The sequence below is a fragment of the Microvirga soli genome (assembly GCF_016734765.1).
Classification (GTDB): Bacteria; Pseudomonadota; Alphaproteobacteria; order Rhizobiales; family Beijerinckiaceae; genus Microvirga; species Microvirga soli.
On sequence record NZ_JAERQE010000002.1, the window covers coordinates 162,500 to 178,702 of the forward strand.

Below are 16,203 nucleotides of genomic sequence, written 5' to 3' on the forward strand. Positions count from 1 at the left end.
ATTCTCCTGCAAAGGGATCGTGAGAGCGAACGTTTGCGGGAAAGTTTGGTTCAGGCTCGTCGGAAGCGGCGGTCAGCACCAATCCTTGTCCGAACTCATCTGCATCTCGTCGGCCGCTTGCTTGATGTCGTCGAGATCGACGGGATCGCTGAACGGATCCTCGTCGAGCTCCGTCACCCGGTTCAGGCGTTTCTGCCAGCGCCGCAGCTCGTCGATGTAAGGCTGATACGGCACCCGCTTCAGGCGTCCGTTCTCCTCCACAAGATCGCAAAGGCCGTTATGCAGCCAGTTGCCCTTGTGCCAATCGGGCATGTCGATTGCGGGAAACAGGCACACCCCGTGCAGGTCGATGCCCTTGCGCACGGCGGCGAGCGATTCCTCGACGATGTCGCACAGCCAGTCGGGACGGCCTTCGCGCAGCCCGCTCGTCTCGCCCACGATCATCGGGCGGCGGTAGCGCTCCCAGGCATAGGTGAGAAGATCGCCGAGCGGCCGGATGCGCTCGTCATGCGGCTCAAGCGAGGCGTGCGGACCGTTCTCGCGATACTCCATCTGGCCGAACGAGTAGCAGTTGACGCCCACGATATCGAGCACCTCCGGCGAGCCGCCAAGCTCCGGGTGGCGCCGTCCGGCGATCACGTCCCAGGCGTAGAACGTGTCCGTATAGGTCTCGTGCTCCGCCTCGTCCTTGAGGTCGGGGCGATCACGCGGCGCGACTACGAGAATGAGCGGGTCGATATGCACCATGCGCGCTTGCGCATCGACTTCGCGGATCGCTTTGACAGCCGCGATATCGGCCCTGCACAAAGCAAGGCGAAAGCGCTGCCGCTGCTCGTCGGTATTGCCGAACGGCGCGGTCCAGGCCCATTCGCCGCCCATGAAGGCGAAGAAGGTAATCTCGTTGATCGGCGTGAAGAAATGCGGGCCCCGGATCCGCGGCGTCACATATTCCGCCGCCGCTTTCGCGTAAGCCGCGAAGCGTTTCGTGAAATCATCGGCGAACGGATCGACGTCATCGGGATAGCCGTAATGGCACAGATCCCAAATCGGCAGAATCTGGTGGCGGTTCATGGCCGCGATGAAGGGATCGAGCCCCGAGAAATTGTAAACGCCGCCCCGGTCCACGAAGGGCCAGGGAATGCCCTGGCGCGCCACCGCGATGCCGAGCGAACGCAGGAAGGCGTAATCCTCGTCCACATGCTCCCGGTGCTGGGTCTCGGCCACGAGGTCCCGGCGGCCCTGATCCTTCCAGACAAAGGTGGAGCACTCGAAACCCGACAGGAAGAAGGTTGGGAAGATGCCCGCGTGAACAGCGGGACGGCTTCCTGGCGGTGACGGATCATGCAAGACAGCATCCTCCCGGGCCAAGTGGGTGCGCGAGACCTTGCCTTTCGCCGGCCAAGCTCAATCATCCATCCGCAGGGACAAGCGGATGATGGCCGCCGGGTTCCTCCAACGGGTTGCGCCGAATTGAGGTGAACTTCGTTCAAGCGTGTCCGTTGTGACAGGGATCGATCAGGCACAGGAGGCCCAATGCAGGACCGCACGACACGAATCATCATGCTGGTCGTGGCGGTGCTGCTCGCGATCCTGGTGCTGCAGCCTTACGTGAACACCTATTTCACATCCGCCCGGGAGCCCCGGCCCGTGGCAGCACGGGGCGACTTGGCGGATTTCGAACGCACCACGATCGAAGTGTTCGAGACGGTGGCGCCCTCCGTGGTGCAGGTGGTGAGCCTGTCAGGGGGCGGATCGAGGCGCGGGCGCACGACCGAAGCTGAGCCCTCGGGTTCGGGCACGGGCTTCGTGTGGGATGCGGCCGGCCATATCGTAACCAACGACCACGTGGTGGCAAACGGCTCCTCCTTCGCGGTGCGCCTCGCCTCGGGAGAGGTGCGGCCCGCCGAGGTGATCGGACGCGCCCCGAATTACGACCTCGCGATCCTGCGGCTGCAGCGTCAGGGCTCCCTGCCGGCGCCCGTGAACGTGGGAAGCTCGGCCGATCTGAAAGTGGGGCAGACGGCCTATGCGATCGGCAATCCGTTTGGTCTCGACCAGTCGCTGACCTCCGGGGTCATCAGCGCGCTCAAGCGCCGCCTGCCCACCAGCGGCGGGCGCGAGGTCGCCGACGTGATCCAGACGGATGCCGCCATCAACCCGGGCAATTCCGGCGGCCCGCTGCTCGATTCCGCCGGTCGCCTCATTGGCGTCAACACCGCCATCTTCTCTCCATCGGGGACGAATGCCGGCATCGGCTTCGCGATTCCCGTCGATGTGGTGAACCGGGTGGTGCCGGAACTCATCCGCACCGGCCGCGTGCCGACACCGGGCATCGGCATCCTCGCCGGCGATGAGACGCTCGCCGCTCAGCTTGGCGTGACCGGGGTGGTGGTGGCCGACGTCGTGCCGGGATCGCCGGCGGACCGGGCGGGCTTACGCGGCGTGGACCAGCGGGCCGGCATCATCGGCGATGTGATCGTGGGCGTGGAGGATGCACCCGTGCGCCGCCTGTCGGACCTGACCGACAGGCTCGAGCGAACCGGCGTCGGGAATACGGTCAGGCTCTCCATCGTGCGCAACAACCGCACCGAGACCGTCGAGGTCACTGTCATCGATGTGGACCAGCAGGGAGCACGCTCGCGCAGACCTTGAACCACGTAAAACATTGGCGGGGTCGAATTTGTTTCACCCCGGCCGCAACCTTGTCTCCCTCTCGCCGTTAGCCATCGAACCTTCACCAGCGGAGGACTGAATGAACCCTGATAGCGGCGACAACAACATCCTCGTTCAAAGCGCAACAGTCGATCTGGGCGAAAATTTTCCCGAATTTGCCAAAACGAACATCCAGCGCATTGCCGGAAAGTATTTCGGGCGGTTGAGCATGGGTTCCGTGCACGTCACCCGCGAGGGGCCGACCTATCGATGCACGGTCAACATGCAGATGGGCGCGATCAAGGTGATGACCGGCGAAGCCAAGGACAAGGATCTTTATACCGCCTTCCGGGCCGCCTTGCAGAAAACCGCCAAGCAGCTTCGCCGCACGAAGCGCGAGCTGCGCGAGGACAAGGGCGAGCGCACCGACAAGGACATGCTCCTGCGCGAAGCGACGCGATCAAGGGCTCCGCAACGGGCTGCCGACAATGCGGGATTGCCTATGAACGACGAGAGCGATTACCGCGCGGCCGCGGAGTAGCCAGACATCTTTATTCGACTGCGGGATCACCGGCCTTGTGCCGGTGATCCCGGTTGTGCGAAGCGCGTGTTTCTCAGAATCGAGATGGCCGGGACAAGCCCGGCCATGACGCGGAGGGTGTGACCCCCAAGCCAAGCTGAAGGACAATGGCAGTGAAGTGCCGAATAAAAAGGCCGGGCTCGCGCCCGGCCATTCTTGCTTCCAGCATTGCAGTTAATTCAACCGCACACCCTGCGGCGGGCGCTCGGCGCCGCTGACGGTCACGTCGCCGATCATCAGGCCCATGGGGCCCGCATGCACCGGCACGGTCTCGCCGTCCTTGATCTCGCCAGCAAGAATCAGTTCCGCCAGCGGATCCTGCACGTGCTTCTGGATCACGCGCTTCAACGGACGCGCGCCATAGGCCGGGTCGTAGCCCTTGTCGGCCAACCAGGCGCGTGCCTCATCGTCGAGCTCCAGCGTAATCTTGCGATCCGTGAGCAGCTTCTGCAGGCGGCCGAGCTGGATGTCCACGATGGCGCCCATCTCCGAGCGCTTCAGCCGGTGGAACAGGATGATCTCGTCCACGCGGTTGAGGAACTCGGGCCTGAAGTGCGAGCGCACCACGCCCATGACTTCCTCGCGCACCTCGTCGGTGTCATGGCCCTCGCTCTGGTTCACCAGATATTCGGCGCCCAGGTTCGAGGTCATGATGATGAGCGTGTTGCGGAAGTCCACGGTGCGGCCTTGCCCGTCCGTGAGGCGTCCGTCGTCGAGCACCTGCAAGAGGACATTGAACACGTCCGGGTGCGCCTTCTCGATCTCGTCGAACAGAACCACCTGATAGGGCCTGCGACGCACGGCCTCAGTCAGAGCGCCGCCCTCCTCGTAGCCCACATAGCCGGGGGGCGCGCCGATGAGGCGGGCCACCGAGTGCTTCTCCATGTATTCCGACATGTCGAGGCGCACGAGGGCGGTCTCGTCGTCGAACAGGAAGCTCGCCAGCGCCTTGGTCAGCTCCGTCTTGCCGACGCCCGTGGGGCCGAGGAACATGAACGAGCCGATGGGCCGGTTCGGATCCTGCAGCCCGGCGCGGGCACGGCGCACGGCGGTCGAAACCGCCGCCACCGCCTCAGCCTGACCGACGACGCGCTTGGCGATCGCCTGCTCCATCTGCAGCAGCTTCTCGCGCTCGCCCTCCAGCATCTTGTCGACGGGAACGCCTGTCCAGCGCGACACGACACCGGCCACATGGTCGGGCGTCACGGCCTCTTCCATCAGCCCGCCGCCATCGGCATGAGCCTCGACATCCGTGAGCTGCTTCTCCAGGCCCGGAATGACCCCGTAGGAGAGTTCGCCGGCCTTCGCCCAATCGCCCGCGCGCTGCGCTTGGCTGAGCTGGTTGCGGGCTTCCTCGAGCTTCTTCTTGAGATCGGCCGCGGTGCCGAGCTTGTCCTTCTCGGCCTTCCAGCGGGCCGTGATGGAGGCAGACTGTTCTTCGAGCTCCGCCAGCTCCTTGGTGAGGCGCTCCAGGCGGTCGCGGGAGGCGGCATCCGTCTCCTTCTTGAGGGCTTCCTGCTCGATCTTGAGGCGCACGATCTCGCGGTCGATGTTGTCGAGCTCTTCCGGCTTCGAGTCGACCTGCATGCGCAGGCGCGAGGAAGCCTCGTCGACGAGGTCGATGGCCTTGTCCGGCAGGAACCGGTCGGTGATGTAGCGGTTCGACAGCGTGGCTGCCGCCACCAGCGCCGAGTCGGTGATGCGCACGCCGTGATGCTGCTCGTACTTTTCCTTCAGGCCGCGCAGGATCGACACGGTGTCCTCCACCGTGGGCTCGCTCACGAAGACCGGCTGGAAACGACGGGCGAGCGCCGCGTCCTTCTCCACGTGCTTGCGGTATTCGTCCAGCGTGGTCGCGCCGACGCAGTGCAGCTCGCCGCGGGCGAGCGCTGGCTTCAACAGGTTCGATGCATCCATGGCGCCGTCTGCCTTGCCGGCGCCGACGAGCGTGTGCATCTCGTCGATGAACAGGATGATGCCGCCCTCGGCCGAGGTCACTTCGCTGAGCACGGCCTTCAGGCGCTCCTCGAACTCGCCGCGATATTTCGCGCCTGCGATCAGCGCGCCCATATCGAGCGCGAGCAGCTGCTTGTCCTTGAGGGACTCCGGTACGTCGCCGTTGACGATGCGCAGCGCCAGGCCTTCGACGATGGCGGTCTTGCCGACGCCGGGCTCGCCGATCAGCACCGGATTGTTCTTGGTGCGGCGCGACAGCACCTGGATGGTACGGCGGATCTCCTCGTCGCGGCCGATCACCGGATCGAGCTTGCCGTCGCGGGCCGCTTCCGTGAGATCGCGGGCGTATTTCTTCAGCGCGTCATAGGCGTTCTCCGCCGTCGCGTTGTCGGCGGTGCGGCCTTTGCGCAGCGTGTTGATGGCGGTGTTGAGCCCTTGAGCGGTCACGCCGGCCTGGGCCAGGATCTTGCCTGCCTCCGAGTCCTTCTCGACGGCGAGCGCCAGCAGCATCCGCTCGACGGTGACATATGAGTCGCCCGCCTTTTCGGCTGCCTTCTCGGTCGTGTCGAAGAAGCGCATCAGATCGCGGGTGGCCTGCGGCTGCGCGGCGGAGCCTGACACCTTCGGCTGCTTGGCAAGCCATTGCTCGACCGCCGCATGGGCGTCGCGGGAGCGCCCGCCGGCCCGGTCGATCAAACCGGCGCAGAGGCCTTCCGGATCGTCCAGCAGGACCTTCAGCACATGGCCCGGCGACAGCTGCGGATGGCCTTCCCGCATGGCGAGGTTCTGCGCCGCCTGCACGAAACCCCGGGCGCGTTCGGTGTATTTTTCGAAATTCATCAATCATCCCTCCTCAGATCCACCCGCCCTGCTTGAGGCACGGACAAATCCTGCGATGTCGGACCCTCATCTCGAGGCGTCCGCCTGAGCTCCAAGATGGTGTGTCTAATTCGTCACAACAAGAGGGGGAACCTGCTCGCAGTGCTGGCATTGACCCCACGACAGTTTGAGGAGGTTCCCATGACACGCGACCCGCGCTCGGAGGCCGAAAAAGCCCGTGCCGACCTCGCCCGCAATGCGGAGATGGGTTTGGGCGTGCCGCAAAGCCCGGTCGAGCAGCAGCCCTCGGTAACGCCGGAGACGTTCGGCGACACCACCGAGAACGGCCGGGTGATCCGGGATGATCAAGGCCGGTCGTCCAACGCGGCGGACCGCGATGTCAGCGACTCCACCGGCACCATCGCGACCTCTCGCGATATTCCCGTCTCGCGTCAGAACGTCCAATCCCCACCGACCCATCGCAGCGACGAAGAGGACGGCGTCCTCTCCCGCGCCAAGGAGTAAATCAACATGGCTCTTTCCGACATCTTCTCCATGTTCACCCCCAAGAAGCGCAAGGCCGAAAAGGCCCATGAGGAGCTGGTGGCCAATGCCGAGAAGGCGCTGCGCATGAAGCAGGAGGCCGGTCCCCAGACCAACATTCCTAAGCACCAGACCGCCAGCGAGGGCATGAACCCCAAGACCACGAACGAGGATCACATCCCGGCTCGCGAGGGGTTCAACACGCCCGAGCTCAAGCGCTCCAGGGTTGCCCGCTCGGGGGATGCTTCGTAAGCTTTCTCGCGATTGTGCATGAGACAAAAGCCCTGCCGTTCGGCGGGGCTTTTCCCTATGAGCCGCTCTATCGATCGGGCTTAAGAGCCATATCGGCAGTATAATGTTTCCGTTCAGCCCGCTCGTAGGTGTGCGGCAGAAGCTGCTCGAATTTCCGCCTGATGATCCCATAACACTCGCAGGCGGCTTCCTCGAGGCCCGGACGATCGGTAACTGTGATGATGCCTCTGCCCTGGCGGATCAGTCCTTTGTCCTGAATCGACCTGGCTACGTCACTCACCGTCGAGCGCTGGACGCCAAGCATCTCTGCCAGGAACTCATGGGTGAGCGGCAGTTCAGGCCGGCCTGCTCTGTCCTGGGTCATGAGGATCCATCGGCAGCAGCGGGCTTCGACGCTGTGAACGGCATTGCAGGCCACAGCCTGGAGAGTTTCCGCCATCAGCGCCTCGGTGAAGCGCATGACGAGGTGCTGGATGGCCGGCCGGGCCGCCATGGCCTCGTGCATGATGTTCAGTTCGACCCGGGAGGCGGTGCCGCTCAGCTGGACGATGTAGCGGCCGAACGACTGGCGGGTCACGAAGGCGCTCACCAGACCGAACAAGCCCTCGCAGCCGAAGGTCGCCATTTCGACCGACTTGCCGTCATGCATGACAGTCACGAGGGACACCATCCCATCAAGAGGAAAGTAGGTGTACACGATGGTGTCGCCGACTTCGTAGAGGATCTCACCGCGCTGCAGGTCGATGACGGCGAGATGCGGCTCCAGAAATGCGAAATCCTCTGGCGCCAGGGCCGCTAAAAGGCGGTTGTCCTGATGCTGCGGAGTTCTCCGAACCTGTGCCATGGCAGAGGCCCCGATTCAGCCGGAATTAGCCCCATGCGGCTAACGCGCGGAACGGGCGGTTCGCTCCGTCATCCGGTGAATTCTCAAGGCCTCAGGCGCAGAAGCCGGGCATGGCACCTGGACCCACCTTGCTCGTCTTAAGCCGAGACCGTATCCATGGTTTCATGACCATCCGTATCGTCTCCCTCCAGCGCTATCCGGTGAAGGGCCTCTCGCCCGAGACCCTGTCCTCCGTCACCCTCACGAAGGGGGACTACTTTCCCGGTGACCGGCTGTTTGCCATCGAGAACGGCCCGGCCGGGTTCGAGCCGGAAAACCCGCAGTATCAGCCCAAGATCAAGTTCCTGATGCTGATGCGGAACGAGAGCCTGGCGCGGCTGAGAACCCGCTACATCGATTCCATCACGACCCTGTTCATCGAGCAGGGCGGGCGCGAGGTGGCGCGCGGCGATCTCTCGACCCCTGGTGGGCGGCTTGCCATCGAGGCCTTCTTCCGCCGCTTCATGCCGAAGGAGCTGCGCGGCCCGCCGAAGGTGCTCGCCGCCCCGGAAGGCTTCCGCTTCACCGATTCCCGGCGCGGCTTCGTCTCCCTCATCAATCTGGCGAGCGTGCGGGAGTTGGAGACCATGATCGGCGCGCCCGTCGATCCCCTGCGCTTTCGCGGCAACATCCATGTGGAGGGCCTGAAAGCCTGGGAGGAGTTCGACCTCGTCGGCCAGGTGCTCACCGCGCCCTCGGGCCTGCGCCTGAAGGTCACCAAGCGGATCGAGCGCTGCGCCGCCACCAACGTGGACCCGGACACCGGCATCCGCGACCTGGAGATCCCGAAAAGCCTGATGAAGGCCTATGGGCACTTCGACTGCGGCATCTATGCCGAGGTGGTGGGCGACGGTTCGCTCGAAGCAGGCGGGAGCCTGGAGCGCGAGCAGGCGGAACTGGCGCTGTAGGGGAATGGAGGCCATGCGGCCCTGGTGTCATCCCCGGCGGCCGTAAGGCCGGGAAGGGGATCCATAGCGCTGAGGGTGCGAGTGGATTCCCTTCCCCTCCGCTGACGCTTCGGCCGGGAATGACAGCGGAGCGATGACCGCTGCGAAAGGATCCTATCGCCAACAAAAAAGGGAGAGCCTGGGCTCTCCCTTTTCGTTTCAGGTAATCGCGCTGCCTTATTCGGCAGCCGGGGTCTCGGCCGGATCCGGGATGAAGCCGGGGTTCTCGGCATTGGCCGCATCGATCATTTCCTGGCGGGTGCGACGGCGACGGCGCGGACGGGCTGCGGTCTCGTCATTGGCCGCTTCCTGCATCACAGGCGCGGGAGCCGGAGCTTCGGCTTCCACGGGAGCCGGCGCACGGACCGGGTTCGTCAGGAAGGCCGGCAGGGTGCCCTGGTCGGACGGCTCGTCGTCCCGGCGGCGGTCGCGCTGGAAACGCTCGCGCCGCTCCGGGCGGTCACCGCGATCGAAGCGGTCATTGCGCTCCGGGCGATCTGTGCGCTCGGGACGGTCACCCCGATCCTGGCGGTCGTTGCGGTCGAAGCGGGCAGGGCGCTGGTCATTGCGCTCAGGACGCTCGCCATTTTCCGGACGGGCCTCGAAGGGCTGCTGCTCGTCGCGGGGCTGGTAGTCCTGACGCGGGCCGCGGTCGCGCGGCTGGAAACGATCGCGACGGTCACCGCGATCGGGACGATCGCCGCGATCCTGGCGATCACCCCGATCCTGACGGTCGTTACGATCACTGCGGTCCCCGCGGTCGAAACGCGGCTGGCGCTCGGCCCGGTTGTCGTAGGGCTGAGGCTGGGAGCCGAAATCGCCCTCGTCGCCGTTGCCGAAATCCTGGCCGCCGCCGGCACGCTCGAAGTTCGGGCGCTCACCCTGGGTGAAGCCTTCTTCCTCGTTGCCGTCCTCGTCGAGGGAGCGCTGCTGCTGCTGGTAGCCGTACTGCTCGCGCAGCTGCTCCTGGGCGGCCGCGATGATGCGCAAATAGTGCTCGGCGTGCTGGAAGTAGTTCTCGGCCGCCACCGGGTCGCCGCTGGATTGCGCATCGCGGGCGAGCTGGCTGTATTTCTCGGCGACATGCTGAGCCGTGCCGCGGATCTTCACGTCCGGACCGTTCGACTCGTAGCTCTTCGTCAGGGGATTGGGCCCCTTGTTGTTGTTACTGCGGTTGTTGTTGGGACGACCGCGCATACGCCTGTTTTGTCCTGGTCTCATTTTCGCTCTACGAGCCTCGCTGGTTCTTTAAAGCCCACGCGATATGCAAGCCAATATTCAACGAACGGGCTCAACGCCCACCGTTCGCGTGGCAAACCGTCTGTCGTTCAGCCACAGCCTTCGAGAAGCTTGGCCATCCTTCAGTGTCGGGTTCAGGTGATCGCGCTAGGCCGTTTCGTTCAAAAGCCCCTGCCTGCGCGATTGATATCGTTTGGTCTTCCGGCATGCCCCTCCAGGGGCCACCGATTTGTTTAGACCGAGGACGATCTCTACCCTGAATCTAGCGGGTTCCTCTCGGTCCAACAAGGGCTATTTCCGACTTTATCCCAGGATGGGACAAGAAAGCCTCACCCAGGCCATCACAATCGCTTCATGGCGACGCAGCGCGGGTTGCCTGGTAGATCGTGTGCGATCCGCAGGATTTCAAGGCCATGAAGCCCGGCCAAGCTCGATAGGGCCTCGGCCTGATCGTAGCCGATCTCGACCGCCAGCAGCCCGCCGGGAGCCAGCAGCCGCTCCGCTTCGGCGAGGAGAATCCGGTAGGGCTCCAGCCCGTCCGGTCCGCCGTCGAGGGCGAGCCTGGGGTCGTGCTCCCGCACCTCCTGGTCCAGGCCTGGGATCACCCCGGAGGCAATGTAGGGCGGGTTCGAGACGATCAGGTCGAACCGGCCCGAAATCGCATCGGCCCAGCGCGACAGGACGAAATGGCAGCGGTTGCCAACCCGATTGTCATCCGCATTGGCACGCGCTGTCACAACGGCACCAAAGGACAGATCGACCCCAAGCCCGGTGGCCTGCGGCAGTTCATGGAGCAGGGCCACCAGGATGCAGCCGGAGCCGGTGCCGAAATCCACGATCCTCAGAGGGGCCTGATGGTCGGGAAGCAGATCGAGGGCGGTCTCGACCAGGGTCTCAGTGTCCGGCCGGGGCACCAGGGTTTCCGGGGAGAGCCGGAAGGGCAGGCCCCAGAACTCCCGCTCGCCAACGATCCGGGCCACCGGCTCATGGTTCAGGCGGCGCTGGGCGAAGGCGGCGAGGGTGCCAGCCTGGTCAGGCGTCAGGGGAGTGTCAGGCCAGGTGATAAGATCAGTCGCTGAAATGCCAAGTGCTGTCAGAACGAGCAGCCGGGCATCCAGGGCTGCGGTCTCGAACCCGGCCTCGGCGAGGGTCCGGCGCAGCTCCCTCAAGGCCTCAGCGCGGGTTTTCAAGGGTTTCGGCCCTGCCGGTAGCGTGCCAGCCGCTCGTCCAGGGTGCCGGTATGCAGCTCGAACAGGTGGTTGTCATCGTCGTAGAAATAGAGCGAATGCCCTTCGCCCTCGACCCGAGGCCGGGACTCGCGGAACTCCAGCCCCAATGCCTCGATCCTGGCCCGGTATTCACCGATGGCGGAGGCCGGGATCTTGAAGGCGATGTGGTTGTAGCTGCGGCCAGGCAGGCTCTCGCCCTCCATCACGGCGATCCAGAGCCCGCCCACGTCGAAGAATTTTTCGCGGGAGAGGGAGAAGGTGTCGTGGCCGGACGCATAGATTTCCCGGCCGCCGAGCGCCCCTTCCACGATGGCGGTCATGCGGTCGAGATCACGGGTGATCAGGGTGATGTGGCTGAGGCCCTCGACCCTGCCCTCGCTCATGCCGCCTGATCCTGGGCGGCGAGCTGGGCCGCCTGATGTTCGGTCACGAGGGCGTCGATCAGCTCGTCGAGAGCATTCCCGGCCATCACCTCTTCGAGCTTGTAGAGGGTCAGGTTGATGCGGTGGTCGGTCACGCGCCCTTGCGGGAAGTTGTAGGTGCGGATGCGCTCGGACCGGTCGCCGGAGCCCACCTGGGCCTTGCGGTCGGCGGCGCGGGCGGAATCCTTGGCGGTGCGTTCGGCGTCATAGAGCCGGGCGCGCAGCAGGGCCATGGCGCGGGCACGATTCTTGTGCTGGGAGCGTTCGTCCTGGACGAACACCACCATCCCGGTGGGGATATGGGTGATCCGGATGGCGGATTCGGTCTTGTTCACGTGCTGGCCGCCGGCGCCCTGCGCCCGCATGGTATCGATCTTCAGGTCCGCATCGTTGAGCACGATATCCACGTCCTCGGCTTCCGGCAGCACGGCAACCGTGGCCGCGGAGGTGTGGATGCGTCCTTGCGTTTCCGTGTCCGGCACGCGCTGGACCCGGTGGACGCCGCTTTCGAACTTGAGCCGGGCGAACACGCTCCGACCCTTGATCTCGACCACCACTTCCTTGTAGCCGCCGGCCGTGCCCTCGCTCTCCGAGACGATCTCGACCTTCCAGCCTTTCAGGTCCGCATAGCGGGTGTACATGCGCAGCAGATCGCCAGCGAAGAGGGCGGCCTCGTCGCCGCCGGTGCCGGCGCGGATTTCCAGGATGGCGCTCTTCTCGTCCGCCTCGTCCTTGGGCAGGAGCATCAGGCGCAGGTCCTGGGCTGCCTTCTCCAGATCCTCCCGGGCCTGGGGCAGCTCGTCCTCGGCAAGCGAGCGCATCTCGGCATCCATCGCGGGATCGTCGAGCATGGCCTGGAGGCCATGGAGGTTGTCCTCCATGGCCCGATAGGCCCGGATGGCATCCACCACCCCATCAAGCTCTGCGAGCTCGCGGGAGAGCGACACGAAGGTTTCCGGGTCGGGCCCGGCATTGAGCGTCGCCGTGATGATGTCATGGCGGGCGAGAATAGCGTTCAGGCGATCAGAGGGAGGGGCAATCGACATCAGACCGGAATACCATGGGTTTCCGCAAAATGGGCAAGCTTCGGGCGCAGCGTTTGGCCGCCCCCGGCTGTTTTAAGTTCCTCGCGGATCAGGGCGCTGACCTCCGCGGCGTTCATCTCCAGCAGCATGGCCTTGACCGGGCCGATAGAGGCCGGGGACATGGATAGGGAACGGAATCCTAAGCCGATCAGCGCCATGGCCTCGAGAGGGCGTCCGCCGACCTCGCCGCAGACCGTCGCCAGGCAGCCGGAGGCCTCGGCGTGCTCGGCCACCATGTTGAGAGCCCGCAGCATGGGTGCGCTCAGGGGATCGAAGCGGTCGGCCACCCGCCGGTTCTCGCGGTCGCTGGCGAAGAGGAACTGCATCAGATCGTTGGTGCCGAGCGAGATGAAATCGGCGCTCTCGCAGATTTCCTTGAGCTGGAACAGGAGTGAGGGCACCTCCAGCATCACGCCGAGCTTCAGGTCCGATGGCAGCGGATAGCCGTGGTTGGCGAGGTGGATCTTCTCCCGCTCCACATATTCCTTGGCGCGCTCGAACTCGTCGCAGGTTGCCACCATGGGGAACATGATCTTCAGGGGCCGCCCGGCGGCGGCTTTCAGCAGGGCGCGGATCTGGGCCCGCAGCAGGCCCGGGCGGTCGAGGCCGATGCGGATGGCGCGCCATCCGAGGGCCGGGTTCTCCTCCTCGACGGATTGCATGTACGGCAGGATCTTGTCGCCGCCTATGTCGAGGGTGCGGAAGGTGACGGGCCGGTCACCGGCTTCCGCGAACACGGTGCTGTAGAGCGCCTGTTGCTCGGAGGCCGAGGGCATGCGCTCGGCGATCATGAACTGCAGCTCGGTGCGGAACAGCCCGACGCCCGCAGCGCCTGTTTCTGCCAGATGCGGCAGGTCGACCACGAGGCCGGCATTGAGCTGCAGGGTGATCTCGACGCCATCCTTGGTGACGGAGGGCACGTCCCGCAGCTTGAGATACTGCTCCTGCCGGCGGGCGCGCAGGCGCGCTTTCTCGGCATAGGCGGCCTCCACGTCCGGGTTGGGGCGGATCTGCACCTCGCCCGCGGCTCCATCGACGATGATGGCATCGCCCTGTTCCGTAAGCGAGGTGGCGTTCGATACCTCGCCGACGGCCGGAATGCCGAGCGCCCGGGCCACGATGGCGATGTGGCTCGTCGGTCCACCTTCTTCGAGCACGAGGCCGCGCAGGCGCGAGCGGTCATAGTCGAGGAGTGCGGCCGGGCCCATGGAGCGGGCCACGAGGATGGCGTTCTCGGGAAGATTTTCGCGCTCGGTGACGAATTCCCGGCCCACCAGCCGGTGGAGCAGGCGGTTGGCGAGATCGTCGAGGTCGTGCAGGCGCTCGCGCAGGTATGGGTCCGTCTGGCGCAGCATGCGGGCGCGGTTGTCGGACTGCACCCGTTCCACGGCTGCTTCCGCCGTCAGACCGGAGGTCACCGCCTCGCGCATGCGCCTCAGCCAGCCCTGATCGTGGGCGAACATGCGGAAGGTCTCCAGAACCTCCCGGTGCTCGCCGTGATGGGCGACGTCGCCGCGCTCGATGAGCTGGTCGATGGACAGGCGCACCTCGCCGATGGCGGCGTCGAGCCGCTTCAGCTCCGCCTCGATGTTCTCGGCAATGAGATTCTTGACCACCACTCTGGGCTCATGGAGCACCACGTGACCGAGACCCACGCCGTCGGCAAGCGCAACGCCCTTCTGGTAGAGGGGGCGGCGAAGCGCGATGCCGGTCTCGACGGGCGCCAGGGCCTGCAGCTCGCCCGTGGCGAGCATCTCGGCCACCACCATGGCGGTGGTCTGAAGGGCCTCGACCTCTTCCTCGGTGTAGACGCGATAGGTGCGGTTCTGGACGACCAGAACGCCAAGCGTGTTGCCGGCGCGCAGCAGCGGTACGCCCAGGAAGGCGTGATAGATCTCTTCGCCCGTCTCGGGCTTGTAGGAGAAGGCCGGGTGGCTCTGGGCGTCGGACAGGGCCAGGGGTTCGGCCGTCGCGGCGATGAGGCCCACGAGGCCCTCGCCCGAGCGCATGATGGTGAGGTGGACGGCCTCCCGGTTCAGGCCCTCGGTGGCGAAGAGCTCAAGCACGCCATCGCCACGCATCACATAGACGGAGCACACCTCCGCCACCATGTTTGCGGCAATCTGGGTGACAATTTTGTCGAGACGGTCCTGCGCCCCGACCGGCTCCGCCATGATCTCGCGGAGGCGGCGCAGCAGTAGGCGCGGACCGCCGGGAGCGCTTGGCATGAGCTTCTCTGTTCCCGTCCTATCAGGGCCGGCAGGGCGGACCGGCGGCCGGCATGTTCACTGTCGCAGCCCGACCAATCCCTCGTCAATCAGGCTTGATCAAGGCCGTATAGCGAGTGGAGCGTGCGAACCGCAAGCTCCGTGTAAGCCGATTCGATTAGGACTGAGAATTTAATCTCTGAGGTCGTGATCGCCCGGATATTGATGCCCTTGTCGGCCAGGGCCTTGAAGGCGCGGGCCGCCACGCCCGCATGGCTGCGCATGCCGACGCCGATGGCCGAGACCTTCACAACGTCGGTGGCGCCCTGGAGATCCTGGAACTGGATCTCGTCCTTGTGGGCGTTCAGGAGCGCACAGGCCCGCTCGTAATCGGCGGTGGGCACCGTGAAGGTCAGGTCCGTGGTGGCGGCGTTGTCGGACACGACCTGGATGATCATGTCCACGTTGATGTTGGCCTCGGCCAGGGGCACGAAGATCGAGGCCGCGATGCCCGGCTTGTCGGCAATGTCCCGCAGCGTGATCTGGGCTTCGTCGCGCGAATAAGCGATGCCCGTGACAATCTGCTGTTCCATGATGTCTTCCTCGTCGCAGATGAGGGTGCCGAGCTTGGGGTCGGCGGGATCGTCGAAGCTGGAGCGCACATAAGTGGGAACACGATGCATCATGGCGAGCTCCACCGAGCGCACCTGCAGCACTTTGGCCCCCAGCGAGGCCATCTCCAGCATTTCCTCGTAAGAAACCTTATCCAGGCGCCGGGCCTTGGGCACGATGCGCGGATCGGTGGTGTAGACGCCGTCCACATCCGTATAGATGTCGCAGCGCTCGGCCTGGATGGCGGCGGCCAGCGCCACGGCGCTGGTGTCGGAGCCGCCGCGGCCAAGGGTCGTGATGCGGCCCGAGGGCTGATGCATGCCCTGGAAACCGGACACGACGGCGACTTGCCTAGCGTCCGTGAAGCCCTTCATGATCCCGGTGCCGTCGATGGCGGCGATACGGGCCGAACCATGGGCTTCCGAGGTCATGATCGGGATCTGCCAGCCCTGCCAGGAGCGCGCCTTGAGGCCCATTTCCTGCAAGGCGAGCGCCAGGAGACCCGAGGTCACCTGCTCGCCCGAGGCGACCACCACGTCGTATTCCTTGGAATCGTAGAGCGGGGAGGCGTCCTTCACCCAGCCGACGAGCTCGTTGGTCTTGCCCGCCATGGCGGACACCACGACGGCCACGTCGTAGCCGGCCTCGACCTCGCGTTTCACATGCCGGGCCACGTTGCGGATGCGCTCTACGGTGGCGACGGATGTTCCGCCGAACTTCATGACGAGACGGGGCATGGTCGAAGAAGGCCGTTAAGGGTTCAGGGAAAATTTTGCC

14 protein-coding genes are annotated in these 16,203 nt (G+C 65.2%); 5 read left to right on the forward strand and 9 right to left on the reverse strand.

Annotated elements, in window-relative coordinates; all coding sequences use genetic code 11:
• Nucleotides 1-72 precede the first annotated feature (72 nt).
• Complete coding sequence (locus tag JKL45_RS02565) at nucleotides 73-1,347, reverse strand: glycoside hydrolase family 1 protein (RefSeq protein WP_201859539.1); 1,275 nt, start codon at nucleotides 1,345-1,347, stop codon at nucleotides 73-75.
• A 186-nt stretch (nucleotides 1,348-1,533) separates the two neighbouring features.
• On the opposite strand from JKL45_RS02565, the gene JKL45_RS02570 reads away from it, so the two are divergent.
• Both JKL45_RS02570 and hpf read left to right on the forward strand, forming a co-directional pair.
• Nucleotides 1,534-2,652: a S1C family serine protease gene (locus JKL45_RS02570; protein WP_201859540.1), complete on the forward strand. Its 1,119-nt coding sequence runs from the start codon at nucleotides 1,534-1,536 to the stop codon at nucleotides 2,650-2,652.
• Nucleotides 2,653-2,752: 100 nt separating this feature from the next.
• On the forward strand, nucleotides 2,753-3,193 hold the full coding sequence (gene hpf / locus JKL45_RS02575; RefSeq protein ID WP_201859541.1) for a ribosome hibernation-promoting factor, HPF/YfiA family: 441 nt from the start codon (nucleotides 2,753-2,755) through the stop codon (nucleotides 3,191-3,193).
• Between the two features lie 213 nt (nucleotides 3,194-3,406).
• Here hpf and clpB read toward each other — a convergent pair whose 3' ends face one another.
• Nucleotides 3,407-6,028 (reverse strand): ATP-dependent chaperone ClpB, encoded by a 2,622-nt coding sequence (clpB, locus tag JKL45_RS02580; RefSeq protein WP_201859542.1) that lies wholly within the window; start codon nucleotides 6,026-6,028, stop codon nucleotides 3,407-3,409.
• A gap of 180 nt (nucleotides 6,029-6,208) precedes the next feature.
• Here clpB and JKL45_RS02585 point away from each other — a divergent pair, with 180 nt between their 5' ends.
• Entirely contained in the window at nucleotides 6,209-6,532 is a 324-nt protein-coding gene (locus tag JKL45_RS02585) for a hypothetical protein (RefSeq protein WP_201859543.1), read from the forward strand.
• Between the two features lie 6 nt (nucleotides 6,533-6,538).
• Nucleotides 6,539-6,802 (forward strand): hypothetical protein, encoded by a 264-nt coding sequence (locus JKL45_RS02590; RefSeq protein ID WP_201859544.1) that lies wholly within the window; start codon nucleotides 6,539-6,541, stop codon nucleotides 6,800-6,802.
• A 67-nt stretch (nucleotides 6,803-6,869) separates the two neighbouring features.
• Here JKL45_RS02590 and JKL45_RS02595 read toward each other — a convergent pair whose 3' ends face one another.
• On the reverse strand, nucleotides 6,870-7,646 hold the full coding sequence (locus JKL45_RS02595; RefSeq protein WP_201859545.1) for a Crp/Fnr family transcriptional regulator: 777 nt from the start codon (nucleotides 7,644-7,646) through the stop codon (nucleotides 6,870-6,872).
• Nucleotides 7,647-7,756: 110 nt separating this feature from the next.
• Here JKL45_RS02595 and JKL45_RS02600 point away from each other — a divergent pair, with 110 nt between their 5' ends.
• Nucleotides 7,757-8,593: an MOSC domain-containing protein gene (locus JKL45_RS02600; RefSeq protein ID WP_246498247.1), complete on the forward strand. Its 837-nt coding sequence runs from the start codon at nucleotides 7,757-7,759 to the stop codon at nucleotides 8,591-8,593.
• A gap of 216 nt (nucleotides 8,594-8,809) precedes the next feature.
• On the opposite strand, the gene JKL45_RS02605 is transcribed toward JKL45_RS02600, so the two are convergent.
• The 6 genes from JKL45_RS02605 to JKL45_RS02630 all read right to left on the reverse strand — a co-directional run bounded on the left by JKL45_RS02605 (nucleotide 8,810) and on the right by JKL45_RS02630 (nucleotide 16,163).
• The gene (locus tag JKL45_RS02605) at nucleotides 8,810-9,829 is read right to left on the reverse strand and encodes a DUF4167 domain-containing protein (protein ID WP_246498249.1); all 1,020 of its coding nucleotides are present in this window, start codon (nucleotides 9,827-9,829) and stop codon (nucleotides 8,810-8,812) included.
• A gap of 383 nt (nucleotides 9,830-10,212) precedes the next feature.
• Nucleotides 10,213-11,061, reverse strand: coding sequence for a peptide chain release factor N(5)-glutamine methyltransferase (gene prmC, locus JKL45_RS02610; protein ID WP_201859547.1), 849 nt, complete (start codon nucleotides 11,059-11,061; stop codon nucleotides 10,213-10,215).
• Nucleotides 11,058-11,483, reverse strand: coding sequence for a FosX/FosE/FosI family fosfomycin resistance hydrolase (gene fosX / locus JKL45_RS02615; RefSeq protein ID WP_201859548.1), 426 nt, complete (start codon nucleotides 11,481-11,483; stop codon nucleotides 11,058-11,060). The genes prmC and fosX overlap by 4 nt, the downstream gene beginning before the upstream one ends.
• Nucleotides 11,480-12,568 carry a peptide chain release factor 1 gene (gene prfA, locus JKL45_RS02620; RefSeq protein ID WP_201859549.1) on the reverse strand — a complete coding sequence of 363 codons (1,089 nt, stop codon included), beginning with the start codon at nucleotides 12,566-12,568 and terminating at the stop codon, nucleotides 11,480-11,482. Before prfA ends, fosX begins: the two co-directional genes overlap by 4 nt.
• On the reverse strand, nucleotides 12,568-14,835 hold the full coding sequence (gene ptsP / locus JKL45_RS02625) for a phosphoenolpyruvate--protein phosphotransferase (protein WP_201859550.1): 2,268 nt from the start codon (nucleotides 14,833-14,835) through the stop codon (nucleotides 12,568-12,570). The genes prfA and ptsP overlap by 1 nt, the downstream gene beginning before the upstream one ends.
• A gap of 89 nt (nucleotides 14,836-14,924) precedes the next feature.
• A complete protein-coding gene (locus tag JKL45_RS02630) occupies nucleotides 14,925-16,163 on the reverse strand; it encodes an aspartate kinase (protein WP_201859551.1) in 1,239 nt (412 codons plus the stop codon).
• Nucleotides 16,164-16,203 lie beyond the last annotated feature (40 nt).

Coding starts and splice junctions, on each gene's coding strand:
- JKL45_RS02570 (WP_201859540.1), top strand. CDS start 1,534: ATGCAGGACCGCACGACACGAATCATCATGCTGGTCGTGGCGGTGCTG.
- hpf (WP_201859541.1), top strand. CDS start 2,753: ATGAACCCTGATAGCGGCGACAACAACATCCTCGTTCAAAGCGCAACA.
- clpB (WP_201859542.1), bottom strand. CDS start 6,028: ATGAATTTCGAAAAATACACCGAACGCGCCCGGGGTTTCGTGCAGGCG.
- JKL45_RS02585 (WP_201859543.1), top strand. CDS start 6,209: ATGACACGCGACCCGCGCTCGGAGGCCGAAAAAGCCCGTGCCGACCTC.
- JKL45_RS02590 (WP_201859544.1), top strand. CDS start 6,539: ATGGCTCTTTCCGACATCTTCTCCATGTTCACCCCCAAGAAGCGCAAG.
- JKL45_RS02595 (WP_201859545.1), bottom strand. CDS start 7,646: ATGGCACAGGTTCGGAGAACTCCGCAGCATCAGGACAACCGCCTTTTA.
- JKL45_RS02600 (WP_246498247.1), top strand. CDS start 7,757: ATGGCACCTGGACCCACCTTGCTCGTCTTAAGCCGAGACCGTATCCAT.
- JKL45_RS02605 (WP_246498249.1), bottom strand. CDS start 9,829: ATGCGCGGTCGTCCCAACAACAACCGCAGTAACAACAACAAGGGGCCC.
- fosX (WP_201859548.1), bottom strand. CDS start 11,483: ATGAGCGAGGGCAGGGTCGAGGGCCTCAGCCACATCACCCTGATCACC.
- prfA (WP_201859549.1), bottom strand. CDS start 12,568: ATGTCGATTGCCCCTCCCTCTGATCGCCTGAACGCTATTCTCGCCCGC.
- ptsP (WP_201859550.1), bottom strand. CDS start 14,835: ATGCCAAGCGCTCCCGGCGGTCCGCGCCTACTGCTGCGCCGCCTCCGC.
- JKL45_RS02630 (WP_201859551.1), bottom strand. CDS start 16,163: ATGCCCCGTCTCGTCATGAAGTTCGGCGGAACATCCGTCGCCACCGTA.